Source organism: Lacticaseibacillus zhaodongensis, from assembly GCF_009687905.1.
Lineage (GTDB): Bacteria > Bacillota > Bacilli > Lactobacillales > Lactobacillaceae > Lacticaseibacillus > Lacticaseibacillus zhaodongensis.
Map to the genome: position 1 here is coordinate 189776 of NZ_BLBG01000001.1, position 25250 is coordinate 215025.

Here is a 25250-nt window from a genome sequence, read left to right on the forward strand (position 1 = left end):
AGTCCGCAGTCAGCGCCAGATGCCGCTAAAATGCCGGTTGCGGCCGTAAAGTTGGAATGATTCTATAAGCCCAAACTTAAGCATAATAAAAGCCACTTGAATTATTCGCGTTTTCTGAGTAAACTGTACTCATTGAAAACGAGGAGGCGGCACCCTTTGGCCAATGAGCATTTGGAGCAACTTTACAACGTATTACTGCAGAGTACCGAGCTTTTGCAGAAGGCACTCAAATCAAGCATGATTGATGCACTTGTCGAAGTCGGCGACGATTTGCAGGCGAAGAGTATCCACCAAGAAGACGGCTTACCAGACGCTGCAACCAGCGCTAAGTTGAGCGAACAATTCAAAACGATCAACCTGAACGATTACAGCGCCGAAGAGATCCGCATGGCACTGCAATTGGTATTGGTTAAAGCGAGTGAGCACGACAATCTAGAACCAAATCAGCAGGTTACGCCCGATGCACTCGCCACTTTGGCTAGTTTTATCATCACCACGATGATGCCAGACATGGGTGAGCAATTGCAGATCGCCGATATTGCGGCCGGGACCGGGAACCTGCTCTTTGCGGTGATGAACGCGCTCCATGACACCAAAAAGGTGGTGGTCAAGGGCTACGCACTGGACAACAACGAGGATCTGCTCTCCGTTGCCAGCATGAGTTCCGCCCTGCAGGACATTGACGTCGAGCTTTACCACCAGGACGCAATTGACGCGTTGCCGTTCAAGGACGTTGACGTTGTGCTCAGCGACCTGCCTGTCGGTTATTACCCGATTGACGAGCGGGCCAAGGGTTTTGCGACAGCAGCGAAAAAAGGACATTCCTATGCGCACCATTTGCTGATGGAGCAAGGCTTGAATGCGCTGCGGCCAGGCGGTCTCGGTTTGTTCTTTGTGCCGAGTTCTGTCTTTAAATCCGATGAAGCTAAGGGCCTGACCGCTTGGCTGGCAAGCAGTGCCTACTTCCAAGGTTTGCTGGGCTTACCGGAGAGCTTCTTCAGCACCAAGTCCGCAGAGAAGTCCCTGCTGATCATTCAAAAGCCGGGTCAGGGTGCAAAACAGGCCCCACAAGTGCTTCTGGGTCAGTTCCCAGAACTGAGTGACCGGGCAGCCTTCACGAAGTTCATTGATGATGTCACGAAATGGTACCGTCAGAACATCAACTAAAGGAGAGGCTAAACGTGGCTAATATTCTTGCAGTCAACACCGGTAGCTCAACCATGAAGTGGAAATTGTTCCGGATGCCAGAGGAGCGCTTGATTGCTTCAGGGATGGTCGACCGCTTGGGCTTGCCCCGGTCTAAATTCATCCTCAAGTATGCTGATGGAAAGCAATACGAATTACACTGTGAAATTAAGAGTTCTGATGAGGCAGTTGACCTCATGCTTAAGGAATTGATTGAACTCAAGATCATTAATGATTACGACGAAATCAATGGCGTCGGGCACCGAGTAGTTGCCGGTGGCGAGGTCTTCAACCGGTCGGCATTGATCGATAAGGCCAAGCTGCAGCAAATCATCGACCTATCCGAGCTTGCACCCCTGCACAACCCGGTTGAAGCCCGGGGGATCGCGGCATTTATGCACATGTTGCCGAACGTGCCCGAGGTGGCAGTTTTTGACACCTCATTTCACACGTCGCTCAAACCGATGAACTATCTCTACAGTATTCCCACTAAGTACTACAAGCAGTACGGCCTGCGCAAGTACGGAGCGCACGGGACAAGTGTCCGCTTCGTTGCCAGCAAGGCTGCAGAAATGCTCGGTGCGAGTGTGCAGCAGCCCCGCATGGTCGTTTTGCACCTTGGTAGTGGGGTTTCAGTGACCGCGGTTAAGGACGGCAAGAGTTACGATACTTCGATGGGTTACACCCCAGTCTCTGGGGTCACAATGAGCACACGCAGTGGGGACATTGACCCCTCACTGGTTGCGACCTTGATGCGCAAGCTCGACTTGAACGACCCTGAAGACGTCATCAAAATTCTCAACACGGAATCTGGGGTTTACGGGCTGTCCGGCTTGTCACCAGATATGCGTGAAGTTGAAGCCACCCGCACAACGCGGCCCGAATCCCAGCTTGCTATCGACATTTTTGTTAACCGGATCGTGAAGTACGTCGCTGGTTACATTGCCGAAATGGGCGGTGCTGAAGCAATTGTCTTCACCGCTGGGATCGGTGAGGCTGATGCCGCGATGCGGCAGCGGATCGTTGATGGGCTGCAGGTCTTCGGCGTGCAGCTTGACCCCGCCAAGAACGAGGCGGCTACAGGGCCGACTGACATGACCGCCGCTGATTCCAAAATTAAGGTGTTCATGGTGCCAACTAACGAAGAGCTGATGATTGCGCGCGACGTGTACGAGCTGAGCCGATGACGGGCATGGATTACGTCTACCTCATCGTCTTGGCCGTAGCGGTAATTGCGACCATTGCTGAAGCACTAAGTATCCGCGTTCCCGCGCGGGTGAGTAAGTTCCGCCTGATTGGTTTTTCCTTGCTCGCTCTGCTTGCCTTAGTATTCACACTCCTGTATGCGCGGGAGTTGCAGGCACAGATCATTGGCTACTTCATAACGGGGATGTTGCTGGTGTTTGCGCTTTGGCGGAAGGGCTTGGCCAATTGGGCGCTAGTGGCCAGCCTCGGTTCTGCACGCTTATGGACAACGCTGACTAGCGTTGAAATTGCACCGGAAAAAGAGGGCACCGTACTGGACGCTTTTGTTGGTGCCATTCGTGTGACCCGCCTGCACTTCAAGCAGTCTCCGGACACGGTGGCGCAGTTCTTGCGGACCCGTTTAGATGCGAAGAAAGTAATTCAACATTAATTGAGCGCAGCAAATAGGACCCGGTCGGTAGATATCTAAATCTACTGACCGGGTCCTATTCTTACGTTAATTTAGCTCTTCTGCGGCTTTTCGCCATTGTTGATCGGTGCTTGCTTTGGCGCGTTGTCCTCATCAGGGAAGGTCAGCCGGAAGGTGGTACCGACGTTTTGCTGCGACTCAACCTCAATGGTACCGCCGTGTTGGGCAACCAGCTGGTGCACGATTGCTAGGCCCAATCCGGATTCACCGTACTTGGTGTTTTTGCGGGAGGGGTCGGCTTTGTAGTAGCGGTCCCAAATATTCTTCACCTGGTCGGGACTCATGCCGATGCCGGTGTCGCTGATTGCGAATTCCGACTGGTGGTAACCGCGTTTGGCCGTGATCGTGATGTGGCCATTTTGGCAGAACTGAATCGCGTTTTGCAAAATGTTGAAGATGATCTGGACGAAACGGTCGTGGTCTGCATAGACCGGCATCTCTGCTGGCGCATCGATGGTGATGTCATCGCCCGCGTCATCGGCTTTTTGCTGCAGCTGGCTGGTAACGTTGTCGAGGTCGGTGCGGGCGTTGAAGTTGGTTTTCTTCAGCAAAATCTGGTTGGTGCGGATTTTTTCGTAGTCTAGGTTCTCGTTGACCAGCCGGATCAGCCGTTTGGTTTCGCCCCGCATCAGCTCAATACTCTTGCCGCGCATGTCTTCGGGAATGGCGTCGTAGGCAAGGCCCTCGAGCAGGCCGTTAATGGTCGTGAGCGGCGTGCGCATCTCGTGCGCGGCATCCGCCATGAACTGGCGGCGCCGGTCTTCCTGGCGCTCGATTTCGACCTCACTGGCCTGCAGGGCGGCCGCCATGTCGCCGAAGTCACTGGCCAGCTCACTGATTTCGTCGTGGCCAGCAGTGTTCAGCTGCACGTCGTAATTACCCCGCGCGATTTCGTGGGTGGCGTTCCGCAGGCGGTTGATTTTGCGCACCTGGTACTGAGCTAGGAAGTAGCTGAGGAAGATGGCAAAAATCGCGGAGATGACAAAACCAATGAAGACGTTCCGTTCAGTCTTGTTGATGGTTTGCTGGATGGTGTTGACCGGCGCGAACGCGGCGATGACGTAGACTAGTTTTGCGGAATAAAAGACTGGCCGGTAGTAGACGGTCATGCCCTGGCGCCGCTGCTCAGCGTTGACGCCGTTGCGGGAGGGCAGGAGCATGCTGGCGCGAATGCTGACGTCATCGCCCCGTTTGAGTTGTTGCCAGTATTTTGCGGGGATACTCTGGTTGGTGGCAACGGGGTAGGCCAGCTCGTTCTTGGCGCTGTAAACGGCGAAACGGACGTGTTGGCCACTCAGGATGCGCTCGCTGTCCTGCAGAAAATCCGTGTTGACAGAACCATCTGCCATCAGTGCATTCTGTTCCAGCGTGTCGGTGTAGTTCGCCAGTTGTCGCGAGTTGCTGTCCCAAGCGTTATTGCTGGTGGTGCGCACAAAGAGCAGGGAAACAACTGACAGAGCAACGATAATCAGAAAGAGGAAGCTGAGCATTTGTTGGTAAATCAGTTTCATGAATCAAGCCCCGAATCATCGAATTTGTAGCCCACCCCCCAGACCGTTTGGATGACTTGGGGACCGACCTTTTCAATTTTCTGCCGCAGTTTCTTGATGTGGGCATCGACCGTGCGCTCATCGCCGTAGTATTCGTATTCCCAGACTAATTGCAGCAATTGCTCACGGGAGAATACCTGTTTGGGGTTGTGGGCTAGGGTCCGCAGCAAATCGAATTCCTTCGGCGTGAGGCCCGGAATTTCCTTGCCGTCTAGGAAGGCTTCCCGGGTCTTGGTGCTGAGGCTGAAGTGCGCGGTCTGCACATCAAAATCCTCATTGACCTGGGTTTGGGGCTCTTGCTGGATGTCAGCGCGGCGGTGCAGCGCCTTGATGCGGGCAATCAGGGTCATCGGTGAGAAGGGCTTGGTGACGTAATCGTCAGCTCCGATATCGAGCCCCAGCACCTGGTCGCTCTCCGTGTCGCGCGCGGTCAACATGATTAGGGGCACGGTCTGGCTCGTTTCACGGATGTGTTTGGCGACCTCCATCCCGTCCATTTTGGGCAGGTTCAGGTCCAGGGTGATGATGTCCCAATCATCGGGGGCGTCTTCGAACAGCTGCAAGCCTTCTTCACCATCGTAAGCGTTTTTGTAGTCCCACTTTTCCTTTTGAAAAAACATATCCATCATCTGTGCAACTGATTCGTTATCTTCAATCATCAGAATCTTCATAGTAAACAGTTACCTTTCTTTTTTTCACGGCTCCCTGACAATGACGTGGGGGCAATCAACTTCTCCAAGTATTATTCTAATTGTATTGATGCATGAATCCTAGCATTTCAGGCGGCTTTTGACAAAAGTCGGTGCAGATGTTATCGTTATTGTGCATATTAACGGGGATGTAATGGTCTCGACACCGACATTCACGCATGTGGTGCACTTCGGAGGCTCGGCTCCGTTAACAACGGAACAGTTTATTAACTGCAAACAACAATGAAACATCTTACGCACTCGCTGCCTAATAAGTAAGCAATGCGTGATCTAACCGGCTTTGTCCAAGGGTCGGATCTAGGTCTCAAATTAATTGGACTACGGTCAGCGTCGCCACCTGAAGTTCTGACAAGAGATTAGCAGGTTAGCGGGCTGGGGGTTGCCATGATGATCGGCGTGCCCAGTTCGCGAAATTTTAAGTAGATCACCTATGAGTGTAGACCTGTGTGTTGGTGGGGTCGGTGGACAGGGGTTCGATTCCCCTCATCTCCATTTTCCCGTTAAGTGGGATTCTGCGGAACCCAAGGAATGCTGTTAAATCAGCATTCCTATTTTTTTGTTCCGGTAACTTTCGCATAATTTTGAACGCTTGAGTACCTTTTGAGGACCGTTTTAGTTCAGTTCCTGCTGCTTACTATCTACCGTCAGTGGTGGTGGCGTCTGCAGGCTACTTTGCGGGTTGTCCCGTAGCAAAGTGGCATCGCTCGTGAACAGGATGAGGGACACGCCAAGCTGGCGAACGCAGTGCCGGAAGACTTCCAGCATTTGCCTGCCTTCCGGTGAGCTCAGCTTGGCAAGCACGTCGGTCATGAGGACGTAGCGTTTGCCACTGAGGACGCTGCGGAAGAATTCCACGTAAATCCGCTGCAGCTCGCCCAAATCGGCAGCTTTTTCCTCAAGAAAGTGGACATCATTCCGCATCTCGCGCGGCAACAGGTCCAAATCATGGACGCGGCCCTGAATGAACAGGTTGGAGCGCACACTGAGGTAAGGGACCAGGGCACTCTTATCGAGCACAATGCCCACCTCACGGATGAGGCCACTGCGCATTAGCTCCCGCACGTAGGCTTGTAACTGCTGATTAAGGTCCCGGCCGGCGGGGCGCTTGATAAAATAAACCCCGGCCTGATCAAATAGGGAATTGATGGCAACATTTGGGCGATATTTTGATTTAAAGAACATAGGCTACCTCCCGCTGGTAAAGCAGTTATAGTTGCGCCCGCATCCGGAACGCTTGGACATAAGTAACGACAAAATTGACGAGAACCACGATGACGGCTCCAAAGGCAAAACTGATGCTGTAACCCGCCGGACCGTCCAGCATGTGGTCGACCAAACCGCGACCATAAAGCAAGCCGTGAATATTAAAGTCGGTCACGCGGTTCTGGAACAGGACCGCCAGGCTAGTTTTGATAATCGCCAGGCCGCCTGAATCACCCCGGCTGAACGCGGCGATAAACGCCGTGCGGTTCTGTTCATTGATCAAGTTCACTAGAAAACCGGAACTGAGCAAGGAGACGAGGGCGGTGATCGTAAACCCGGTCACAAAGACGGTCAGGGACTCAAGGGCCCCCTGCAGCGCGATGTCGGCACTGGACTTACCCGCGACCAAGTACGCTTGCGTTTCTGCGCGGCGTGACCGCAGCAGCATGACGGCTAGTGCAATCGTGACGACCGCAAACGCGGTAACGGTGATCCAGAAGCCCGTCAGATAAAATTGCTGCTGGTGGTGGTGCGCGGTCATGATCACTGAACTGGCACTGTTAACTTGTTCCAGAATATCCCGGGGGAACTCTTCGAGCCGCTTCGTAAAGTTATTGCTGGTTAAATTTTCGAGCATCAGGTTGGTCTGAAAGAACAGCCCGCTGATGGTGAACAAAATTGCCATGACTAAGGCGATGATGTGCACCCGTTTGTGATATTTGATGCCCATGAACATTCGCTCAAAAAAACGCATTATGTCACCTCATTGGAGTCCAGTATAGTGGCCAATCGTGAACAAATTATGAATAGATTGCAGATATATTGTTCCGAGTGACTATTTTTGGCCCGAAACAAGAAAACGCGCTCCCGCAATTAGTGCCAAGCGGGGACGCGTTACCTTTGGATCAATTATTTACTGCTGGAAGATTTACTGCTCGAAGTGCTGCTTGAAGTAACATCAGCTTCTGAATTCTTCGCGTCGGTGTTACCAGCTTCATCAGTCCCCCGCAATTGTTTGCCAACCGCTTCCGGGAATTCACTCAGGATGGAACTGTCACCCTTGATTTCGGGAGCGTCGGTGCTGTAGAGCGGCACCGTGCTCTTATCTTTGCGCTGTGAATACAGGCTGGTACTGCCAGGATGTGCTTCTGTTTGCAGGAGGCGCTGCAGGGAATTACTGTAGTCGATTTCCTTCGTGTTGACCGGTGTGAAGCCTTGCGGTGTGTAAAAACGCAAGAGGTTGCGGTTCGCGATGGAATCGGACAGGCGCAGCTCGGTGTTGACCTGTTTCTGGTCGGCCTTGAGCATCATTCTGGTTTCTAGATCTGGACTGATTCGTTCGCCGTTGGCATTCAGGTAGGCTTCCCCACCAATCACCGTGTATTCAGGCGTTATGAAATCGTGATTCCGCTGGGCAACCACGGAGCTGTGGGCGTCACTGAGCAGGTCCGTCCCGAATTGGACGTAATTGTTGGTGCTGATTCCGAGCAGGTGCAGGAGGGTGGGCAGGACGTCGATTTCACCGCCGTACGTGTTGTTAACGCCGCCCTTGAGCCCTGGTGAATAGAAAATGAGCGGTACGCGTTGCATTTGGGCGTCGTCAAAATCATTCCATTTCTTCGGATTCTTGCCCACTAGCTGCGCCATGTTCTTGTAACGGTCGTCAGCGATTCCGTAATGATCACCATAAAGCATCACAAGCGAATTCTTCGCCAGGCCACTCTTTTTCAGGTATGCGAAGAATTCTTTCAGCGCCGAGTCAAGGTAGTTGGCCGTCTTGAAGTAATCGTTGACGGTCACATCGTTGGTACCAGCGTCCGGAAAACTGCTGTCCTCGTCATCGATGGTGAAGGGAAAGTGGTTGCTAGTCGTGATGATTTTGGCATAGAAGGGTTGCTGCAGGTGCTCCAAATAGCGGGCACTTTCTCCCAACATCAGCTTATCCTTGATACCGTACTCCGTGTTCATCTCGGTGCTGTGTTGGAAGTAGTCGTTGTCAAAGAAGTATTGATAACCCAGGCTCTTGTACGCGCCATCCCGGTTCCAGAAGCTACCCACTCCGCCGTGCAGGGCGGCGGTACTGTAGCCGGCCCGCTGGTTCAGAATTGCCGGGGCACCCTGGAAGGTGTTGTCAGAGCCGACGTTGGCGAACAGGGAACCACTAGTGATCCCAAAAGTGCTGGTTTCCAGCATGTTCTCAGCGTCACTGGTTTTGCCCAGGCCGACCTGGTTAAAGAAGTTGTCAAAGCTCAGAGCGTTTTTATTCTTAACGAGTGAATTGAGGAAGGGCGTAACCTCCTGGCCGTCGATTTTCTGACCAATCAGGAATTGCTGGAAGGATTCGAGGTGAATGATGATCACGTTCTTACCCTTAGCCGCGCCATAATACTCCATGTTGGGGGCGGCGTACTTCTTCTGGGTGTACTGCAGCACTTTGGCCATGTCCGCACTGCTGGCTTGTGCCCGCACCTGGCTGGTCTGGGCGGTTTTAAAGCCGTCGTACACGGTGAAGGGGGCCAGACCCAAATACTTGACGATAAATGCCCGGTCAAAGGTTCTGGTCAGCAGTTGCGGGCGGTTCAGTTCGCTGACGGCCATCGTCAGGGTGAGCAGGGCTACACCCAGCACAGTTGTCGCCAGTGGCAAGTGGGGTGGCTGCGTAGTTGTGTTAGCACTTGGTTTTGCAAAATGCGGTCCGGGCCACCTCACCTGTTTGTGGTTCAGGAAGGCGATGATATTCTTAATGCCAGCAATGACGTAAATTGTTAGCACCACGATGTAATCAAGCAGGAAGACGAGGTCTCGCGGCTGAAACATGGACGCACTATTTTTGCCCAGGCCCTGTGCGACTTTGCCAACGCTGAGAATCGTGTTCACCGTTAAGAAGTCGGTGAACTCGCGGTAGTAGAGGACATTGGCGAGTAGCAGGACCGTTAGTGCGGTGTAAATGATCAAGCCGGTGATGTAAGCTCGCTTCGAATTGTGCACGTACATCGCGATGGACAACAGCAAAATGCTTGTGCCGAGCGGATTAATCAGTAGAATAAAGTACTGCAGAATGTTCTCGGCACCTAAGCTGAAGTCAAACAGGTAGGCGTAAATGGTTTTAACCCAAATCAGTAGGAGCAAAATGGTGAGAAAGCCGATCCGTTTCTGCGCGAAAGCTTGCAATTTCTTGGCCAAAAAGCTGGCCTCCCTTCTCAGTGTCCTTATCATTTTACCTTTGCGAGCAGTACCAAGCAATTACTTCAGCCCGTTCGTAATTATTTGCTAAGGTATACCGGATAACTGAGGATATTTGCTACAATAGGTGCGGAGGAGAATAGAATGATTTTCTTGGGACCAGTTTATCGCAATTTATACGCCCATTATGCGGCACACATTAATCATTTTCCCTTGATCAGACTGGTAATGCTCAGTTTGGACAAAACCATTCTCTATTTATTACTGTTTCTCTGCGCGCGCGGCCTATATTTACTGTTACGCCGGCGGAGAGTGAACTTCTGGCGGGAGTTATTACTGTTTATCTTCGTGGCGTACGTCCTGTTGGTTTGGTTTCTCACCGTGTTCCGCGGGACTTATTATTACCCGTGGCAGCTCGTATGGCATCTGCACCGGTCACTGACTGTGATCAACTGGCAGCCCCTAGTGGAAACGCTGAAATTGACCCAAGGCGCGACGATGTTCGACTTCTATTACCAATCCTTCGGTAATATTGCTTGGTTCGTTCCGTTCGGTTTGCTGGCCCCCGGACTAATGCGACGCAAGCGCCGAATGCTGCGGACCATCGTGTTTGGCAGTTTGATGTCACTTGCCATCGAGACCATGCAGTTCTTCCTGATTACCGGGATTACTGATATCGACGACTGGATTTTCAACACGATTGGGGTTGTCTTGGGCTACCTTGTTTTCGCAATCTTGGCGGCTTTCTGGCGGCTGATCCGGCGGGGGAGTAAGCAGACAAAATAATCATAATTTTTTGGATCGCACTGGAGAGTGGGCCACAATGCGGTCAGCTTCTGAGCATTAGCAAAAACTAGGTGTATTCCCTGAACTTTGGGAATACACCTAGTTTTAGGCTAAGCGGAAGGAGCTGCATTGTGGACCACGTTTACAGGCCGACTCCTCACCATGATTACGAACGGTCAGGAGTCGGCCGGCAGCGATGGCCAACGTCGACTCGAAGCTCTTCATTGTGACGGCTTTTTTTGATTAAAGGCAAACGTGCACCACGTAATGGAGCACTGTTACCTAGCAGATGCGAATTACATTGCAGGACCATAAAAAAAGAGCCTTGGGAAAAATCTCCCAAGGCTCTTTAATATTATTGACTAAATTAGTCGGTAACGACTGGGTCAACAACGTTGATGTTGTCGAGACCACCGTACCATTCGTACCAAGGCTTAGCGTACTTGTCAAGGATGGCGTTGAGTTCTTCAACGTTACCCTTACCAGTTGTTTCCAGCCACTTGGTAAGTGCTTCTTCACCGCCGTCAGCGAAGACCTGGATACCATCGCGCCATGTAGCACGGCCACAGAGGATACCGTTGAACTTGTTTCCAGCCTCGCCGGCAAATGTGAGTTCTTCACGGAATGTCTGTGCGGAAACACCAGCTGACAGGTAGATGAATGGACGATCAACAATGTCGTTCATTTCCTTGAAGTACTTAGCAGCTTCTTCTTCAGTGTAGGCAGCCTTAACACCGTCTGCAGTGTGACCTTCAACGAAGGCCCAGTTGACAGGAACTTCAGCCTTGATGACGTCAACGCCATACTTGGACTTGGTGAATTCCTTCATTGCGTCAAGGACCAGGGATGGCTTTGCCTTAGCGTATTCGTAGCTCTTTGCATCAGGAATTTCGTCATCGTAGGTAACAATTTCGAGGAATAGAGGCAAATCAGCTCCGCGAGCTTCGTTAGCAAGGCGCTCAACGAAGGCGTGCTTGATGTTGTTGATTTCTGGCTTGTCGTGCGGGTTGTAGTAAACCAGTACCTTAGCGGCATCGGCACCCTTAGCAGCAAGACGAGTCATGCTTTCTTCGTGTAGCAGTTCTGGGAAGCGGCCAACGGTTGTAACATCGTAACCGGTCTTCTCGTAGGAAAGGATCAAACCTGAGTTAGGATCCTTAGCAGTCATTGCTTTGAAGCCAAGTTCTTCATCGGTCAAAATGGATGAAGCGTACTTAGTCAGTTCCTTGGAAACGAGTTCCTTGAACTTGTAAATCTGATCAAGGCTGTATTCAGCACCGGCTTTGTCGTCGGCAGCCTTCATCATCTTCTTCATCGAGCCGCGCTGGTCGATGGCAAGAGCGGCAATGACACCGTTCTTGTTGGACAACTGCTGCAACTTGTCAAACTTACCACGTGTAATGGTTTTCTTTGCCATGAGATATATCCCTCCAGAGACATTAGACATTGTTTTAACAAACTCATTGTACAAAAAGTATTGGTGACAATCAAGTCTAAAGCGAGTTCATACGCTTTCAGAAAATTTAGGAAACGCTCTTTCTTGAAAACTCACTAGTGAGGGCAAACAATGAGGCTGCATGAGAAAGGCGTTAATGACACTGCCAAAAACGCTTGCACGTTTTCAAAGTTTCAGCTAGAATAACTTGTCTGATTCGTAAATGCATAAAAGTGAATTTTAGTCTTTTAGCAAAATCATTACGTATTTCATAAGATAAAGGAGACGAGTAACAATAATGGGTATTTTAATTGCACTGATTCCCGCGATTGCGTGGGGGTCAATTGGCCTGGTCAGCGGTAAACTGGGTGGAAATGCGTACCAACAAACTTTGGGGATGACCTTAGGTGCCTTGCTCTTCGGCATCGGGACCTTCATCTTCGTCCAGCCAGCAATCGACGGCAAAACCTGGCTTTTTGGGATCGTCTCCGGGTTGTTCTGGGCCCTCGGACAGTCAAACCAGTTCCGCTCAATGAAGGCAATCGGTGTCTCCATGACCACCCCGATTTCCACTGGTTTGCAGCTCACAGCGAACACCCTTGCTGGAGCGTTGTTGTTCCACGAATGGCATACCGGTAAGGATGTCACCCTCGGTATTTTGGCAATGGTCGTTCTGATTGCTGGTGCTGCCATGACCTCCAAGCGGGAAAAGAACCCCAACCAGGCGGCGGAAAGCAAGAGCGCGATGGCCACTGGGATTCAGGCACTGATTATTTCAACAATTGGTTACGCTGGCTACACGATCGTGTACACCGCCGGTAACCTGAACGCAACTGCCGTTGTCCTGCCCCAGAGTATCGGGATGGTGATCGGCGCGCTCATCTTCGCAGCCAAGCACCAGCCAGTTGCCAAAGCGACAGCTAAGAACATCATTACCGGTCTGTTCTGGGGCGTGGGGAACATCTTCATGCTGATTGCAACTAAGGATGTTGGTTTGGCAATCGCGTTTTCCTTCTCCCAGATGGGAATTGTTATTTCCACATACGGGAGCATTTTCTACCTTGGCGAGCACAAGACCAAGCGGGAGATGATGTACGTCACGATTGGGAGCATACTGGTGATTGCCGGTGGGGTCATCCTCGGGATCATGAAGGCTTAACCGCAGCAATCAAATAATTAACCGACAGGCAGTTGCGTAGTGGTGGTGACCACGACGCGGCTGTCTGTTTTGTTTGCCAGGACGGGGCGAATTGTGAGCGCAAAAGCTTAGTGTTGATCCCCATATATATAGAAAGAATCGGTGCCACTAAACTGCTTGCCTGCGACAAAATAGCAAAATTGCTTGTTCAGATTGCGCGTGTTTCTTGCTTTTTGACTCATATGCGTCTAGAGTAAATCATGGTTTTAGTGAAAATTAGGAGGAACCGACAAATGGCTCATATTTCTTTTGATTCATCTAAGTTGAGTAAGTTTGTACACCCAAACGAACTCGGACAGATGCAGGCAATGGTCACAGCTGCTGACCAGGAACTGCGTCAGGGAACAGGTGCTGGTAGCGACTTCCGTGGCTTCTTGGACCTGCCAGTTAACTACGATAAGGACGAATTCGCCCGCATCAAGGCAGCTGCTAAGAAGATTCAGGATGACTCCGAAGTCTTCGTTGCTATCGGAATCGGTGGTTCATACCTCGGTGCCCGGGCCGCAATTGATTTCCTTAGCCACACCTTCCGGAACGCGGACCCAGCTCGCAAGATGCCAGAAGTTTACTTCGCCGGCAACTCAATCAGCAGCAGCTACCTTGCTGACCTGCTTGACGTCATTGGCGACCGCGACTTCTCCATCAACTGCATCAGCAAGTCCGGTACCACAACCGAACCTTCAATCGCATTCCGCGTTTTGAAGGCGAAGCTGGTTGCTAAGTACGGTAAGGAAGAAGCAAGCAAGCGCATCTACGCAACAACCGACCGGGCCAAGGGTGCCCTGAAGGTTGAGGCTGACGCTGAAGGTTACCAGGAATTCGTTGTTCCTGATGACTTGGGTGGCCGCTTCTCCGTTCTTTCCGCTGTTGGTCTGCTCCCAATCGCCGTTGCCGGTCTCGACATCGACTCCCTGATGAAGGGTGCCGCAGATGCTCGCACCGAATACAGCTCAGATGACCTCAGCAAGAACGAGGCTTACCAGTACGCCGCACTCCGCAACATTTTGTACCGCAAGGGTTACACCACCGAATTGCTTGAAAACTACGAGCCAACACTCCAGTACTTCGGCGAATGGTGGAAGCAGCTCATGGGTGAATCTGAAGGTAAGGATCAGAAGAGCATTTACCCTTCATCCGCTAACTTCAGTACCGACTTGCACAGTTTGGGCCAGTACATCCAGGAAGGCCGCCGGAACCTCATGGAGACCGTTGTCTGGGTCGACAAGCCTAACCGCGACATCAACATCCCGGTTGAATCCGAGAACCTTGATGGCCTTAAGTACCTTGAAGGCAAGACCATGGCCGAAGTTAACCGTAAGGCCTACGAAGGGGTTGTCCTTGCCCACACAGATGGTGGCGTGCCAGTTATGACCGTCAACATTCCTCAGCAAGACGCTTACACCCTTGGCTACTTGATTTACTTCTTCGAAGCAGCTGTTGCTGTATCTGGCTACCTGAACGGGATCAACCCATTCGACCAGCCAGGTGTTGAAGAATACAAGTCCAACATGTTTGCTCTTCTTGGCCGTCCTGGCTACGAAGAAAAGACTAAGGAACTTAACTCCCGCCTGTAATACCAAGGCTTTGAGCGGTTACGAGTGCATCTCATTGCTAGAGCAATAAATGAGCCGAAACCGTAAAAAGTATAGAAAAAAGGATAGACCCTCGAAAGAGGGCCTATTTTTTTTCGTGCTGATTCAAATATTTGATGTATTTCTCACTGGCGTTTTCGACAACCTTGGGAGTGATCTCGGCGTAAATTTCTGTAGTTTGAACGCTACTGTGACCGAGCACTCCCCGAATGTCGTCAAGGGATACTCCAGCTTCTCGGAGAGCAACTGCGTGGGTATGCCGCAGGTCATGAACGGTGATGTTGGGCAGGTCTACTAATTCACAGAGTCGCGTAAATGCATGATTGACTGAGGATTCTCGAATTACAGACCCAAAGCTACGCTTGCTGGTGTATCGAAAGACAAACTCGCTGCCACCAGGAAACATGGAACGGCCGTGTGCAATGGTAGGACGGTTGTTGAAGTATATTCGGTTTAGGGCCCATAACGCGGAAACTAAGCGAGGAGTGAGTGCAACCGTGCGTACTGATGCTTTTGATTTAGGATCGTCGAGGATTATGTTGCTTTTATACTTGCCTTTTTCTTTGCGATAGAGCCGTGTTTTGTTGACGCTGACTGTGTTTGCTCCCAAATCGAAATCGTCCCATTGTAGAGCCATAGCTTCGCCTTTACGCAAGCCGGTGTCAATCAGTAGCAAGAAGAATGGATACCAAATTTTGTTGGGCTCTTTGTGGTGCTTTACAGCATCTAAAAATTCGTCCGCCTGGTCAACAGTCCAGTAGCGGAGCAGTTTGGGCTGAGAGCCTTGGCGGGGGAACTCAACACCAACAGTCGGATTATTTTTGATAATGCCAAGACGTGCGGCTTTGCCCAATGCCGCATGCAGGGTGGCGTTGATTACATTGACACTGTTTCTGGACAGTGGTGTGCCATCCTTACCGCCGTGGTTCAAGAGCCCCAGGATATATTTCTGGTGCTCGATGGGCGTGTACTCATAAAGTCGATAATTGCCGATATCTGGAATTAGGTAGTGTTCAATCTGGTAGCGGTAAACGATCATGCTGCCTTCCTTGACGTTGACCTTGTACTTCTTGACCCATTCTCGGAGCCAAGTGGCAAGCAACATATTTGGACGATATGAATTGTGTTGCTTATCATTGATGAGCTCGTTTTCTTTGGCCCGGCCCCAAGCCCTGGCATCTTTGGCATAATCAAAACCAGCTTTGTGGTAGTTATTTTGCTTGCCGGTGCCTTTATTAATTCCAGCATATCCCCGGACTTCGTACTTCACTTTGCCGGATTTTGTTGTGTAACTGTTTATTGACGCCATGTTATGCCTCCCTTTCTGGATAAATGAATCGGTTTATCCGAACGTATGTTCAGACGGAACGTTAAAGAAAAGCCCGTTTCCGGGCTGATCAGGCTACAGATTCAGTAGCTCTTTTTTCTTTGCATCAAATTCATCCTGGGTAATAACGCCATCATCAACAAGTTTCTTGTAGTCACGAAGTTGGTCGGGAACTGACTTTGCTTCCGGCTGAGCAGCAGGAGCAGGTTGCTTTATACGCTCTGCCATTGGCGGCCATGCGGCTACTACAGCCATAGCATTCTCAATATTCTGTTTCCAATAGGGTTCACCAACGAATGACGTGTAGCAAATGTAAGCTTGTTTGCCACCGTTACCATCAAAGATCTGCATTTTGTCGGCGTTTAACAGCATGCGACCATTAATTAGCTTTGCACTCTTTACGGTCACATCGCTAACGTCCTTATAATCAACAAATTGAGTTGTGCCTTTAAAACGGCGCATAGTGCCCATACCCATGAAGAAAATGCCGTTTCTTTGGAAACTAGCGCAGTAGTACTTATCTGTAAAGGCTGCGTAATTGCCTAGAAAGCCTTTCAACCCATTGATGGCTTCGAGGTATACGGTAGTGCTTGGGTCTTCCGGATAGCCATACTTTTTGAGCTGCTCGGAAATCTTTTCAATCTTCATTTCTCTTCCCCCAGAGATATTTGTTTGACACGTGTGACTTATCAGACTATCTTAACCATGTAATTGTGCGGGTGAAGCCATCAGAAATGTTCTTCATCTGCATCACTTCATTCTTTAGTTGACTATCGAGATTGCTCCGGCTCCCAGGCCGGGGCTTTTTTTGATGTCTACTTGAGATGCGTCAGCACAAAGATGACGATGCCTGACGTTGCTGCAACTATGGCTATCGCAGTACCAACAGTCCATTTGATTGCTTTCAAGGCAGCTCGGTCAATCTTAGAATCTATGCTTTTGTCTAAATTTGATTCAAGTTGGGACAGCTTGTGGCGCAGGTGCTTTTTGGTTACGTATTTGTCCATAGGTCCATCACCTCCGCCACCATTATCCCTTTTTTGGGATGAGGAAGCACTGTATGGATTGACTGGTGTGTGAAACTGGCTAACGTTGCTTTTTTTGTCGGCATTACCCATTGTGTTTTACCTCAATCGCAGTATTGAAAAACGTTCCAGCTTTAATCTTTGCAGCGAGCTCATTGTTTTTGTCTGGGTAATGAAGGCTACTAACGAATGCTAGTTCAAATATTGCAAAATTAGGCGGCTCAATAAGTTTTTTACCGGGATTGTTAATATCGTCCGTTATCCAAAAAAAGGTGTTAGGAATTGTAAGATTGAAGGGATTTTTTTCATCTGATTCAACCATACCAGTCCATTGGCTTGCAATTGAAGGAATTCCGGAATCGTCTAAAATGTAGCTGGTCATGAAGAGATGCATGGTTGGCTCCGGCAATTTACCAATTCGGACTGAAAAGGAAGTATCCCAAACTAAGGGGCTTTGTTCAGGCAAAGTCAAATAGCGAACCTCTTTATCGTCTTGCTTGAATTCAAGGAAGACGAGACTAGCAGGTTTTAAAATATTTGAATCCATTTGATCATCACCTTTACATTCCATACATATTTTCTAGGTCGCTTATCGTTTCCGGTAGGCGGCCTGTTTCGTCTTCATACAATTCTGTCAGCAAGGTCAGGGCGAAACGCTCCGCCTCATTTTCGGCCTTACTGATCCCACGGTCGGCAACTCTATAGTAAGCAGCTGTTCCATCATGCAGGAGCGCATGTCCCAGCTCATGTGCTAACACTCTAGTTTTGAGCGGACTGCCCTTGATGGACTCAGCCAACCAGATGAGCGGTGCACCCATTGGTGGAAAGCACGTCCGTCCCAGCTTGTCGCCGGATAGGGCAGGCGTGTACTTCACGTCGATGCCGAGTCGCTCGACTAGCTGCCAGGGATTAGGTGTGCCATAGCGCTTGCTGACAAATAGCGCCAACCGTTCAGGCGTAACTTTATCGTCTACCACTATTTACCATCACCTTTATCATCTGAGCGCATCGGCATGCGTTTGAGATTTAGACGGTCCCAGAATATCTGCGTCATGGACAGCTTGAGCTTTTCTTTTTCTTCTTCGGTCAAATCAGCACCGCCAAAAGAAAAGCCGTCCATCGCATCAGGATCGTCGAGCCACTGCTTTAGGTCAGTGACCTGCTTCGGTGTAGCCCAAACCGGGGTGTTGTTCACTCCTAATAGGTAATCAACAGTTACACCATAGTACTTGGCGAGCTTCATCTTGGTGGTATCGTCCGGTTGACGTGTGCCGCTCTCATAAGCTGTATAAGCGGGCCGCGTAATGCCCAAAAATTTAGCAACATCTTCTTGTGTGAGCCGCTTGGCGGTACGCAGTTCTTTAAGTCTTTCTGGTAACATTACGGCACCTCCTTATGCTGCTATGGTAACAGACGGTTACATAAAATAAAGTTTCGATTTGTTACTTTTAGAGGTTTACAAGTAACGATGTGTGACGTACTATAATAAGCGTAACGAAGTGATACATGAAGAGGGTGAAAAAATGCGAACCTGGTTAAAGGATTTACGCGAAGAATCAGGAATGACTCAGGAGCAAGTTGCTGAACAGGCAAAGCTTAGCCGCCCAGCCTACACAATGATTGAGAATGGCAACCGCAATCCAAGCGTGCCTGTTGCTAAGCGGCTAGGTGCGGCGCTGAAAGTAGAGTGGACTTATTTTTTTGATACTGATGGTAACGAATCGACACCTAAGAAAATCACAACCTAGGAGGCGAGGAAATGAGCAGTAAAGATGAACTAGACAAGTTTTCCGAATTGGAACTCATTCGGGAGCTGGAACGCCGCATTGCTAATCGAGAAAAAGAGGAGACTCCAACCGAAGTTGTAGCCTCCAAAGATTCGCTGTTTACCGGCATGGCCTTTAGAGGGCCAGCGGTTAGCGAAGAGCAATACATGAAGCATTACCGCGAGTACCGAGAACGTTGCAGTGCCTTATAACCCTCGAAACTTAATTATCTCGTTTGAACGTAAATCAGTGGTTCTCAGTTCGTCGAAGCGAACCACAGATGTTCGAACTTTGTCAGCTTCGGGTTGTAGGTACTTAACAACTTCGTCAATATCCATGTCGGTTTCAACAGCAACTTGATAAGGCATTATCTGAACTCGTTTCTTGGCGGAGAGGGATTCAGCCTTTGCCCTGAGTGATGATTCAAGTTTTCCGTTGAAGTCAGGATCTGGCAGGAAGGTAATCAAGTACTTTGCCATGTGTGCTCACCTCCTTTTGCAGAGATGAGCCAAGTGTATCGCATTTCAATATGGAGGAGGTAAGCATATGAACGACTTACAAGTATTTAGTTCAAGCGGCTGGACGGTACGCACCGTTGATGTAAACGGCGAACCGTATTTCGTTGGTAAGGACATTGCTGAAGCTCTTGGCTATAGCAATACGAAAGATGCGCTTCAAAAGCACGTCGATGCTGATGACAAGCTGAGGTCGCGAATCACGACCTCAGGTCAGGCTCGAGAAATGACTGTTATCAGCGAATCTGGAATGTACAGCCTCGTGTTAAGCAGCAAGCTTCCCAGTGCAAAGAAGTTTAAGCACTGGGTGACAAGTGAAGTTCTCCCGTCGGTTCGTAAACACGGCGCGTACATGACTGGCGAAACGATTATGGAAGTCATGCAAGACCCTGCTAATTTTGCTAAGGTGCTTAATGCATTGGCTGATGAACGAAACCAGCGGCAAGCTGCTGAAAATCAAGTCGCAGTTATGAAGCCCAAAGCGTTCTTTGCCGATGCAGTATCGGTCAGCAACACCACAATCTTGATAAACGATCTCGCAAAGTTAATCCGTCAGAACGGCTATCAGATTGGTGGCAAACGACTTTTCAACTGGATGCGTAGCAACGGTTACCTGGTTAAACGCCACGGTGCTGATTACAACTCACCAACACAGAAAGCTATGGAGATGGGCCTTTTCAGCATCAAGGAAACTGTAATCACACATTCAGATGGCCGGACCACCATTAGCAAGACGCCAAAGGTTACCGGCAAGGGTCAGCAATACTTCATCAACAAGCTGCTTGGCTCGTCTGATGCTAGAGCTGCCGAAAATTAAGGAGGTGATCACATGAAGCCACTAAAAAATTTTGCCTATTGCTTTAAGGACGAAGCAGGAGAGCTAGTTCCTGTAACTTACGGAAGCTCATCTGGATATAGTTCAGTTCTAATACCGCCTGATGAGTACCGGAGACTCGTAATCAAGTTTCCTGAATGCAAGGACAACTTATATCTCATCGTAGATGGTACAGAATTCAGGCTCGACAAAGCTCCACAGCTGTTAGACCTGGGTGATTAATAGAGCTTGAGGCCCGTCTTTTCGGCAATCTTAGCAAGCACATATGACTTGGCGACGGTACCAACTGTTGAGACGGCAGTGGACGAAAAGTCTGCCAATGCTTCTTTGGTTTTTCTCCAAACTTTGTTGTCTCGGATGGTGTCTAGTAATTCATGTCCGGAATAGGTGATGGCAACTATGGAACACGTTGTTGCTACTCCTTGATAATCATCCCATTGAACTTGGCCTTCGAGAAACCCAGCTTCGATTAGCTTGTCGATGACATAGATGAGTTGATTGGCTCCGTACTTCTTATAGGCGTTGTAATTTGCCAGGTTATCTATTGTTTCGTATTTGTGACCGGGGCCTTTATCCTCATATTCCAACAAAAAGTCTCGGATGCATTCATGATCTAATTTCAAGATTTTCACCTTTCAGCTTGCATGGCATGAATTAACCGTCGGTGTTCCGTCGATTAGTCCTCGTCAGTCAGAGCTTTGCGAACACGCTCCATCATTGGTCACGACCATTTGGAGATTCAGAGCGGCCATCTTTTTCGTGAGCAAGCATTCTAAAACCGCCAAAAATCCCAGCTAAATTATTTGAAGCATCATCGTATAAGTTGTCTGCTTCGGCTACGTAAGCTTCGGTTTCCAATTTCTTCGAGTTGAGGAGTGTTTTAGCAGCGTAGATATTACCAATTAGTAGTTCTAAATCATGAGCCATTTTCTGTTCAGTACCTGATTTTGGACTAGCGATAATTTGATTTAGAAAAACGTTGGCTAGGTTGATTGATGAAACATCATCGCCACGTTGTTTGGCCTCATCAAGTGTTTTCTTGCCAAGCTGGTAAACAAGTTCAGCGACGTCTACTTGTTCACCATTAAGAAGCCAGTCGGTTGAAACCCCGGCAATTTCGGAAATTCGTTTTAAGCGTTCTGCAGAAGGAACGGATGTACCGTTTTCCCATCTGGTGACAATACTTTGAGAGACGTTACCAATACGGCGACCAAATTCGCTCATAGTTAATCCCATATTATTACGCACATTGCTGATGCGTTGACCAATCTGTTTCTTCTGTTCAACCGTGTATGCCATTTTCAGTACCTCCAAGACTATTTTAGCAAAAAACATTCGAGATTATGCGAATTATTATTGACATTCGTAAATATACGCGTAGTATCATTCTTGTAAAGATGATACGGGAAAGGAAGTGTATCATGCCAGCACACATTGGCGGTAAAGGTAAGGTAGCCGGTTATCGAGTCATGGCACACATGACGCAAGGCGATGTTGCCAGCTACTTAGGGATTACTAGGCAGACCTACAACATGAAAGAACGCGGTATTAACGCGTTCACAGACAAGGAAAAATTGAAAATGCGTACGTTGTTCCAACAACGTGTGGATCAGGGGTTAACAATTGATGCTATTTTTTTCCAGTAATCCATTCGCATTAATTCGTGAAAGGAACTGTTAGTTAATGGAAATTTCCGAAGAGCAACTTAGTAAGCTCATCGACCAACGGGTTGATGAGCGGTTAGCAGAACGATCTAATCAACAAACGCCCGCTGTTGCAAAGCTGAACAGTGAGGTCAAAGCCTGGGCGGCGACGTATTATCCAGAAGACCTTGGTTATTCGACCAACAAACAACGTTCGAACTTGATTAACGGCTATCGAGCAATCATCAAGTCACGTTACGACCTAAAGGATATTCGTCAGCTAACCGATGACATGGTGCCGGAAGCTAGAGCCTTGTTTGAACGGTACAAGAAACTGTTTGAAACAAAGAAGCCATGAAAGGGGGTGATCACATGCACATGACACGAGAGCAGATGCTTAATTTTCTGACCACGGCACGGCCGGAAGTTTCCAAAGACTTCTGGGAGACGTTCGATGACGTCAATCTCATGACCCAGGTAAAGCTGGTACGGCGGTCAATCGAGCAACAGGCTTCTGATGCGCTGGCTATGTCATAGCTCAATTATGTGTGGTTTGGCACCGGATTAGTACAGACAAACACGTCTAAAAAGTTCGGGAGTGAAAAACATGAAACTACAAATGAGCACATTGCTTCACCGGCATCTTGAAAAGACCGGTGAGCCGCGTAAAGCCATTGCAATCGACGCAGGGCTTACAAGATCAACGGGAAATGATTACATCCACGGTGCCAACGTTCCAGGCGGAACGGCAATTGATATCGCCACAGCACTTAACGATGCAGATCTATCAATGTCGTTAGGCCACGCAATGCTGGGCCTGCTAACAGCTTTTAACGGTGATAAGTGGGAACACAATTCTAAGGCGGCACTTGATTCCTATGATGCTCACGAGGAAATGCAGGAAAAGCAATCCTACGAGAACAACGATATTAGGACGCTGCTTAGCACTAACGAGCTCAGTGACAGCGACCGTAGAAAGCTAAAGAAATGGTTAGCTGAGAAACTCGACAGTACGGTGATGGACATGACGCTCATCGCCAATGTATGCCAGCAGCTTGGCACATCGCCAATGGATCTATTTGAATCACGACTCCCTCTATACAAGAAGGAGCACTACATGAAGGAGGATGAGCCTAAATGGCACAAGGAACGGGCTTAAGAATCTTACCGGCGCCACCAACTAATAATTCAACGCCTACGAAGCGTGTACACAAGCCACGCGCTGAGAAACAGGCCAGCGCACAGTATCTAGCTGAACTTTGGGAAGTATCAATTCCGACCATCAACCGCTGGACACTTCATCCAATGACCGGTGAGCGTCCAATTCCGAGCATCAAGGTCAACGGCAGCCGACGTTACCCGCTTTCTAAGGCAATCAGATGGTGGAACGAGCACAACGGTTGGACCACTTCAAAAGCTAAGGAGGGCTAGCAATGATCATCTTTTGGGTAGTAATTGGCTTCACAGCCTATATGTATGTAGCGCTAGAACTCATCAACTACGAGCGCAGAACCCACAAGCTGGCGCATCTGCTTGGATACAAGAGCTTCCGGATGCCACCGCGCTTAGCAAAGTTCCTAGATTGGGAGGGAGACAAATGAGTATCAAGTCATTACGCGACAAGCACCTCACAGCTGCCATCATGCAAGACAACGGCGGCGATGATTCATACGCCTGGGCTCGGCAGTGGACAGCACGCAAGCTACAGGAGTTTCACGCAGGTAAGTGCTTCGCAGCCCGTCGCAATCCTATCTTTGATCCAACCGCTGAACCTAGCAGCCGCATCATGGTGAGGCTAAGCAATCGGACACAAAAAAAGCCCGAAGCGGGCGCAACCGCTACGGACTTTAGTATCTAAGGAAATTAAATCACTAAGGAGATTATAACACATGGCAAATGAACTGATAAACACCGTGATTTCGCGTATTGGTGCGATGCAGAAGGAGCAGGGATTGACCTTGCCAGCTGATTACAGTGTTGCGAACGCGCTTAACGCCGCCTGGCTGATGCTGACAGATGATACACGCGGTCAATCGCTGCAATCACGGACTTCACCAACTTCACAATCCCAGGCATTGCTCAACATGGCAATTCAGGGACTATCACCAGCCAAGAATCAAGGCTACTTCATCGCTTACGGTCAGCAACTGAGCTTTCAGCGCTCCTACTTTGGCAGCATTACCGTTCTCAAACGACTACCAGAAATCAAGGATGTTTGGGCTGAGGTTGTACACCAGGGTGACGAGTTTTCCATCGGCGGTGATCAAGGCCACATGGTCATCAAGACCTTTAATCCGTCCTTTGAAAACCAAGACAAGCCCATCGTCGGGGCCTTTGCCGTAATCGTAAAGGAAGACGGCAGTAAGGACTACACCGTGATGACCAAGAAGGAAATTGACGTGTCATGGAGCCATGCCAAAACCAAAAAGGTGCAGAACGAGTTTCCACAGGAGATGGCGCAGCGGACCGTGCTCAACCGGGCAGCCAAAATGTACATCAACACTTCGGTCGATAATGACATGCTCGTTAAAGCCGTCAGCGACACCACTCACGATGAATACGACGATGATGCACCACGCAAGGACGTCACCGACAGCGCAACTGCTAAGCAATCCAGTGTAGACAAGCTGATCAATACCGCCACAAAGCGCGTCAAGCAGCAGAAACAGGCAGCACCAGCTAAGGAGGTAACACCAGATGACGGAAGCACCGATAGTAACACCGACGAAGCCGACGCAGCAGCAAGTCAAGGAAGTCTCTTTGACACTGAACCTGCCGCCCCGGCCGGAGAAGACGCCGGAACCGGAGACGAAGAAGAAGCCATGGAGACTGACCAAGGCTAACTATTACAGCAACGAAGCCGATAAGCGCTACATGAGCTTTTCACAGTACAAGAAGTTCGCCGCCTGCGAAGCGGAGGCCCTAGCGGAGCTAGAAGGCCGCTGGACGCCTGACAAGGATTCAGAGCCGCTACTGGTTGGACAGTATCTGCATACCTATTTTGAATCTGACAAGGCTCATCAGCAGTTTATTGCCGAGCACCCGCAGATTATTGCTAGTAAGGGTACGACTAAGGGACAGCTGAAAGCAAAGTACAAGCTGGCCGACAGGATGATCGAGACTTTAGAAAGTGATGAGCGATTTAATGAGCTTTACCGAGGTCACAAAGAGGTAATGCTGCAGGGCAAGATTGCAGGCGTTCCATTTATCGGCAAGCTCGATAGCATCTGGACTAGTCATGCTTTGCTGCTCGACCTCAAGACCACCGAAGATTTGCACAAAAAGCACTGGCTTGAAGATGAGCACAGATGGGGAAGCTTTATAGAGGCTTATAACTACCCGCTGCAGATGGCAATCTATCAAAGCTTGTCTGAGCAGCGCTGGGGCGTCAAACCACAGCCGGTGATCATTGCGGTCACCAAGCAAGACCCGCCCGACAAGGTGGCAATTGAAATTGAGCAGCATGACATGGACGTCGCCATGCAGCAAATGATTGATAAATTGCCACGTATTGCGGCCGTTAAAGCGCATCAGGAACAGCCACATCGCTGTGAACGCTGCGACTACTGCCGCTCCACAAAATCCCTAGAGGTCATTGGCATGGACCAACTGATTGATTAGG

34 protein-coding genes and 1 other RNA gene are annotated in these 25250 nt (G+C 49.6%); 20 read left to right on the forward strand and 15 right to left on the reverse strand.

The annotated features are described in order from the left end of the window. Window positions 1-156: 156 nt before the first annotated feature. Genes GN107_RS00875 through GN107_RS00885 form a run of 3 tightly spaced genes read left to right on the forward strand, consistent with a single transcriptional unit; the run spans window position 157 to window position 2821 of the window. Window positions 157-1167 (forward strand): class I SAM-dependent methyltransferase, encoded by a 1011-nt coding sequence (locus tag GN107_RS00875; RefSeq protein ID WP_155286110.1) that lies wholly within the window; start codon window positions 157-159, stop codon window positions 1165-1167. A gap of 14 nt (window positions 1168-1181) precedes the next feature. Further along, window positions 1182-2372, forward strand: coding sequence for an acetate/propionate family kinase (locus GN107_RS00880; RefSeq protein ID WP_155286109.1), 1191 nt, complete (start codon window positions 1182-1184; stop codon window positions 2370-2372). Further along, window positions 2369-2821, forward strand: coding sequence for a hypothetical protein (locus GN107_RS00885; protein ID WP_155286108.1), 453 nt, complete (start codon window positions 2369-2371; stop codon window positions 2819-2821). The genes GN107_RS00880 and GN107_RS00885 overlap by 4 nt, the downstream gene beginning before the upstream one ends. Window positions 2822-2892: 71 nt before the next feature. On the opposite strand, the gene GN107_RS00890 is transcribed toward GN107_RS00885, so the two are convergent. Next, window positions 2893-4371 (reverse strand): sensor histidine kinase, encoded by a 1479-nt coding sequence (locus GN107_RS00890; RefSeq protein ID WP_155286107.1) that lies wholly within the window; start codon window positions 4369-4371, stop codon window positions 2893-2895. Continuing rightward, the gene (locus tag GN107_RS00895; protein ID WP_155286106.1) at window positions 4368-5081 is read right to left on the reverse strand and encodes a response regulator transcription factor; all 714 of its coding nucleotides are present in this window, start codon (window positions 5079-5081) and stop codon (window positions 4368-4370) included. The genes GN107_RS00890 and GN107_RS00895 overlap by 4 nt, the downstream gene beginning before the upstream one ends. Window positions 5082-5244: 163 nt before the next feature. Between GN107_RS00895 and ssrA the strand changes: the two genes are divergently transcribed. Next, window positions 5245-5615: a transfer-messenger RNA gene (ssrA, locus tag GN107_RS00900) on the forward strand. 117 nt (window positions 5616-5732) lie between these two features. Here ssrA and GN107_RS00905 read toward each other — a convergent pair. The 3 genes from GN107_RS00905 to GN107_RS00915 form a co-directional block, all read right to left on the reverse strand. Beyond that, window positions 5733-6302 carry a hypothetical protein gene (locus GN107_RS00905; protein WP_155286105.1) on the reverse strand — a complete coding sequence of 190 codons (570 nt, stop codon included), beginning with the start codon at window positions 6300-6302 and terminating at the stop codon, window positions 5733-5735. Window positions 6303-6327: 25 nt separating this feature from the next. After that, complete coding sequence (locus tag GN107_RS00910; protein ID WP_155286104.1) at window positions 6328-7077, reverse strand: hypothetical protein; 750 nt, start codon at window positions 7075-7077, stop codon at window positions 6328-6330. Between the two features lie 155 nt (window positions 7078-7232). After that, window positions 7233-9539, reverse strand: a complete 2307-nt coding sequence (locus GN107_RS00915) for an LTA synthase family protein (RefSeq protein ID WP_155286103.1) — start codon at window positions 9537-9539, stop codon at window positions 7233-7235. Between the two features lie 111 nt (window positions 9540-9650). On the opposite strand from GN107_RS00915, the gene GN107_RS00920 reads away from it, so the two are divergent. Next, window positions 9651-10292: a VanZ family protein gene (locus GN107_RS00920; protein ID WP_155286102.1), complete on the forward strand. Its 642-nt coding sequence runs from the start codon at window positions 9651-9653 to the stop codon at window positions 10290-10292. A gap of 367 nt (window positions 10293-10659) precedes the next feature. Here GN107_RS00920 and GN107_RS00925 read toward each other — a convergent pair whose 3' ends face one another. Next, complete coding sequence (locus GN107_RS00925) at window positions 10660-11709, reverse strand: tagatose 1,6-diphosphate aldolase (RefSeq protein WP_155286101.1); 1050 nt, start codon at window positions 11707-11709, stop codon at window positions 10660-10662. A gap of 316 nt (window positions 11710-12025) precedes the next feature. On the opposite strand from GN107_RS00925, the gene GN107_RS00930 reads away from it, so the two are divergent. Next, entirely contained in the window at window positions 12026-12886 is an 861-nt protein-coding gene (locus GN107_RS00930; RefSeq protein ID WP_155286100.1) for a GRP family sugar transporter, read from the forward strand. A gap of 272 nt (window positions 12887-13158) precedes the next feature. After that, window positions 13159-14499 (forward strand): glucose-6-phosphate isomerase, encoded by a 1341-nt coding sequence (locus GN107_RS00935; RefSeq protein WP_155286099.1) that lies wholly within the window; start codon window positions 13159-13161, stop codon window positions 14497-14499. Window positions 14500-14602: 103 nt separating this feature from the next. On the opposite strand, the gene GN107_RS00940 is transcribed toward GN107_RS00935, so the two are convergent. The 6 genes from GN107_RS00940 to GN107_RS00965 all read right to left on the reverse strand — a co-directional run bounded on the left by GN107_RS00940 (window position 14603) and on the right by GN107_RS00965 (window position 18250). Then, window positions 14603-15826, reverse strand: a complete 1224-nt coding sequence (locus tag GN107_RS00940) for a tyrosine-type recombinase/integrase (protein ID WP_155286098.1) — start codon at window positions 15824-15826, stop codon at window positions 14603-14605. A gap of 93 nt (window positions 15827-15919) precedes the next feature. Further along, complete coding sequence (locus tag GN107_RS11340) at window positions 15920-16492, reverse strand: SHOCT domain-containing protein (protein ID WP_230678530.1); 573 nt, start codon at window positions 16490-16492, stop codon at window positions 15920-15922. Between the two features lie 167 nt (window positions 16493-16659). Then, window positions 16660-16962, reverse strand: coding sequence for a hypothetical protein (locus GN107_RS11345; RefSeq protein ID WP_230678529.1), 303 nt, complete (start codon window positions 16960-16962; stop codon window positions 16660-16662). Then, entirely contained in the window at window positions 16955-17416 is a 462-nt protein-coding gene (locus GN107_RS00955; protein ID WP_155286097.1) for a hypothetical protein, read from the reverse strand. The genes GN107_RS11345 and GN107_RS00955 overlap by 8 nt, the downstream gene beginning before the upstream one ends. 13 nt (window positions 17417-17429) lie before the next feature. After that, on the reverse strand, window positions 17430-17846 hold the full coding sequence (locus tag GN107_RS00960; protein ID WP_196246210.1) for an ImmA/IrrE family metallo-endopeptidase: 417 nt from the start codon (window positions 17844-17846) through the stop codon (window positions 17430-17432). Next, on the reverse strand, window positions 17846-18250 hold the full coding sequence (locus GN107_RS00965; RefSeq protein ID WP_155286095.1) for a helix-turn-helix domain-containing protein: 405 nt from the start codon (window positions 18248-18250) through the stop codon (window positions 17846-17848). Before GN107_RS00965 ends, GN107_RS00960 begins: the two co-directional genes overlap by 1 nt. Window positions 18251-18392: 142 nt before the next feature. Here GN107_RS00965 and GN107_RS00970 point away from each other — a divergent pair, with 142 nt between their 5' ends. Beyond that, window positions 18393-18617 carry a helix-turn-helix transcriptional regulator gene (locus GN107_RS00970; protein WP_155286094.1) on the forward strand — a complete coding sequence of 75 codons (225 nt, stop codon included), beginning with the start codon at window positions 18393-18395 and terminating at the stop codon, window positions 18615-18617. A gap of 11 nt (window positions 18618-18628) precedes the next feature. Beyond that, complete coding sequence (locus GN107_RS00975; RefSeq protein ID WP_155286093.1) at window positions 18629-18847, forward strand: hypothetical protein; 219 nt, start codon at window positions 18629-18631, stop codon at window positions 18845-18847. On the opposite strand, the gene GN107_RS00980 is transcribed toward GN107_RS00975, so the two are convergent. Continuing rightward, window positions 18842-19114 carry a hypothetical protein gene (locus GN107_RS00980; protein ID WP_155286092.1) on the reverse strand — a complete coding sequence of 91 codons (273 nt, stop codon included), beginning with the start codon at window positions 19112-19114 and terminating at the stop codon, window positions 18842-18844. The two genes, GN107_RS00975 and GN107_RS00980, sit on opposite strands and share 6 nt — an antisense overlap. Before the next feature lie 67 nt (window positions 19115-19181). Here GN107_RS00980 and GN107_RS00985 point away from each other — a divergent pair, with 67 nt between their 5' ends. Both GN107_RS00985 and GN107_RS00990 read left to right on the forward strand, forming a co-directional pair. Continuing rightward, complete coding sequence (locus GN107_RS00985; protein WP_155286091.1) at window positions 19182-19967, forward strand: phage antirepressor; 786 nt, start codon at window positions 19182-19184, stop codon at window positions 19965-19967. Between the two features lie 12 nt (window positions 19968-19979). Further along, entirely contained in the window at window positions 19980-20207 is a 228-nt protein-coding gene (locus tag GN107_RS00990; RefSeq protein ID WP_155286090.1) for a hypothetical protein, read from the forward strand. Here GN107_RS00990 and GN107_RS00995 read toward each other — a convergent pair. Together GN107_RS00995 and GN107_RS01000 are read right to left on the reverse strand one after the other, a co-directional pair. Then, window positions 20204-20608: a DUF2513 domain-containing protein gene (locus GN107_RS00995; protein WP_196246209.1), complete on the reverse strand. Its 405-nt coding sequence runs from the start codon at window positions 20606-20608 to the stop codon at window positions 20204-20206. The genes GN107_RS00990 and GN107_RS00995 overlap by 4 nt on opposite strands. Before the next feature lie 91 nt (window positions 20609-20699). Beyond that, window positions 20700-21284 carry a helix-turn-helix domain-containing protein gene (locus GN107_RS01000; protein WP_196246208.1) on the reverse strand — a complete coding sequence of 195 codons (585 nt, stop codon included), beginning with the start codon at window positions 21282-21284 and terminating at the stop codon, window positions 20700-20702. A 122-nt stretch (window positions 21285-21406) separates the two neighbouring features. On the opposite strand from GN107_RS01000, the gene GN107_RS01005 reads away from it, so the two are divergent. From GN107_RS01005 to GN107_RS01045, 9 genes are all read left to right on the forward strand, one after another. Continuing rightward, window positions 21407-21631: a helix-turn-helix transcriptional regulator gene (locus tag GN107_RS01005; protein WP_155286087.1), complete on the forward strand. Its 225-nt coding sequence runs from the start codon at window positions 21407-21409 to the stop codon at window positions 21629-21631. A 37-nt stretch (window positions 21632-21668) separates the two neighbouring features. Next, complete coding sequence (locus GN107_RS01010; RefSeq protein ID WP_155286086.1) at window positions 21669-21986, forward strand: hypothetical protein; 318 nt, start codon at window positions 21669-21671, stop codon at window positions 21984-21986. 14 nt (window positions 21987-22000) lie between these two features. After that, entirely contained in the window at window positions 22001-22165 is a 165-nt protein-coding gene (locus GN107_RS01015) for a hypothetical protein (RefSeq protein ID WP_155286085.1), read from the forward strand. Between the two features lie 70 nt (window positions 22166-22235). Further along, entirely contained in the window at window positions 22236-22787 is a 552-nt protein-coding gene (locus GN107_RS01020; protein ID WP_155286084.1) for a hypothetical protein, read from the forward strand. Next, window positions 22766-23059: a hypothetical protein gene (locus GN107_RS01025; protein ID WP_155286083.1), complete on the forward strand. Its 294-nt coding sequence runs from the start codon at window positions 22766-22768 to the stop codon at window positions 23057-23059. The genes GN107_RS01020 and GN107_RS01025 overlap by 22 nt, the downstream gene beginning before the upstream one ends. A 2-nt stretch (window positions 23060-23061) precedes the next feature. Further along, window positions 23062-23229, forward strand: a complete 168-nt coding sequence (locus GN107_RS01030) for a hypothetical protein (protein WP_155286082.1) — start codon at window positions 23062-23064, stop codon at window positions 23227-23229. Next, complete coding sequence (locus GN107_RS01035; protein WP_155286081.1) at window positions 23226-23486, forward strand: hypothetical protein; 261 nt, start codon at window positions 23226-23228, stop codon at window positions 23484-23486. The genes GN107_RS01030 and GN107_RS01035 overlap by 4 nt, the downstream gene beginning before the upstream one ends. A 31-nt stretch (window positions 23487-23517) precedes the next feature. Beyond that, window positions 23518-24471 carry a recombinase RecT gene (locus GN107_RS01040; RefSeq protein WP_230678528.1) on the forward strand — a complete coding sequence of 318 codons (954 nt, stop codon included), beginning with the start codon at window positions 23518-23520 and terminating at the stop codon, window positions 24469-24471. Beyond that, on the forward strand, window positions 24389-25249 hold the full coding sequence (locus GN107_RS01045) for a PD-(D/E)XK nuclease-like domain-containing protein (protein WP_308779390.1): 861 nt from the start codon (window positions 24389-24391) through the stop codon (window positions 25247-25249). The genes GN107_RS01040 and GN107_RS01045 overlap by 83 nt, the downstream gene beginning before the upstream one ends. The last annotated feature ends 1 nt before the right edge of the window (window position 25250 follow it).

Coding starts and splice junctions, on each gene's coding strand:
- GN107_RS00975 (WP_155286093.1), top strand. CDS start 18,629: ATGAGCAGTAAAGATGAACTAGACAAGTTTTCCGAATTGGAACTCATT.
- GN107_RS01030 (WP_155286082.1), top strand. CDS start 23,062: ATGATCATCTTTTGGGTAGTAATTGGCTTCACAGCCTATATGTATGTA.
- GN107_RS00885 (WP_155286108.1), top strand. CDS start 2,369: ATGACGGGCATGGATTACGTCTACCTCATCGTCTTGGCCGTAGCGGTA.
- GN107_RS00980 (WP_155286092.1), bottom strand. CDS start 19,114: ATGGCAAAGTACTTGATTACCTTCCTGCCAGATCCTGACTTCAACGGA.
- GN107_RS00935 (WP_155286099.1), top strand. CDS start 13,159: ATGGCTCATATTTCTTTTGATTCATCTAAGTTGAGTAAGTTTGTACAC.
- GN107_RS00920 (WP_155286102.1), top strand. CDS start 9,651: ATGATTTTCTTGGGACCAGTTTATCGCAATTTATACGCCCATTATGCG.
- GN107_RS01020 (WP_155286084.1), top strand. CDS start 22,236: ATGAAACTACAAATGAGCACATTGCTTCACCGGCATCTTGAAAAGACC.
- GN107_RS11345 (WP_230678529.1), bottom strand. CDS start 16,962: ATGGGTAATGCCGACAAAAAAAGCAACGTTAGCCAGTTTCACACACCA.
- GN107_RS01000 (WP_196246208.1), bottom strand. CDS start 21,284: ATGGCATACACGGTTGAACAGAAGAAACAGATTGGTCAACGCATCAGC.
- GN107_RS01025 (WP_155286083.1), top strand. CDS start 22,766: ATGGCACAAGGAACGGGCTTAAGAATCTTACCGGCGCCACCAACTAAT.
- GN107_RS00930 (WP_155286100.1), top strand. CDS start 12,026: ATGGGTATTTTAATTGCACTGATTCCCGCGATTGCGTGGGGGTCAATT.
- GN107_RS01040 (WP_230678528.1), top strand. CDS start 23,518: ATGGCAAATGAACTGATAAACACCGTGATTTCGCGTATTGGTGCGATG.
- GN107_RS11340 (WP_230678530.1), bottom strand. CDS start 16,492: ATGAAGATTGAAAAGATTTCCGAGCAGCTCAAAAAGTATGGCTATCCG.
- GN107_RS00905 (WP_155286105.1), bottom strand. CDS start 6,302: ATGTTCTTTAAATCAAAATATCGCCCAAATGTTGCCATCAATTCCCTA.
- GN107_RS00895 (WP_155286106.1), bottom strand. CDS start 5,081: ATGAAGATTCTGATGATTGAAGATAACGAATCAGTTGCACAGATGATG.
- GN107_RS01015 (WP_155286085.1), top strand. CDS start 22,001: ATGCACATGACACGAGAGCAGATGCTTAATTTTCTGACCACGGCACGG.
- GN107_RS00955 (WP_155286097.1), bottom strand. CDS start 17,416: ATGGATTCAAATATTTTAAAACCTGCTAGTCTCGTCTTCCTTGAATTC.
- GN107_RS01005 (WP_155286087.1), top strand. CDS start 21,407: ATGCCAGCACACATTGGCGGTAAAGGTAAGGTAGCCGGTTATCGAGTC.
- GN107_RS00990 (WP_155286090.1), top strand. CDS start 19,980: ATGAAGCCACTAAAAAATTTTGCCTATTGCTTTAAGGACGAAGCAGGA.
- GN107_RS00915 (WP_155286103.1), bottom strand. CDS start 9,539: ATGATAAGGACACTGAGAAGGGAGGCCAGCTTTTTGGCCAAGAAATTG.
- GN107_RS00925 (WP_155286101.1), bottom strand. CDS start 11,709: ATGGCAAAGAAAACCATTACACGTGGTAAGTTTGACAAGTTGCAGCAG.
- GN107_RS00910 (WP_155286104.1), bottom strand. CDS start 7,077: ATGCGTTTTTTTGAGCGAATGTTCATGGGCATCAAATATCACAAACGG.
- GN107_RS00890 (WP_155286107.1), bottom strand. CDS start 4,371: ATGAAACTGATTTACCAACAAATGCTCAGCTTCCTCTTTCTGATTATC.
- GN107_RS01035 (WP_155286081.1), top strand. CDS start 23,226: ATGAGTATCAAGTCATTACGCGACAAGCACCTCACAGCTGCCATCATG.
- GN107_RS00970 (WP_155286094.1), top strand. CDS start 18,393: ATGCGAACCTGGTTAAAGGATTTACGCGAAGAATCAGGAATGACTCAG.
- GN107_RS00985 (WP_155286091.1), top strand. CDS start 19,182: ATGAACGACTTACAAGTATTTAGTTCAAGCGGCTGGACGGTACGCACC.
- GN107_RS00940 (WP_155286098.1), bottom strand. CDS start 15,826: ATGGCGTCAATAAACAGTTACACAACAAAATCCGGCAAAGTGAAGTAC.
- GN107_RS01010 (WP_155286086.1), top strand. CDS start 21,669: ATGGAAATTTCCGAAGAGCAACTTAGTAAGCTCATCGACCAACGGGTT.
- GN107_RS00965 (WP_155286095.1), bottom strand. CDS start 18,250: ATGTTACCAGAAAGACTTAAAGAACTGCGTACCGCCAAGCGGCTCACA.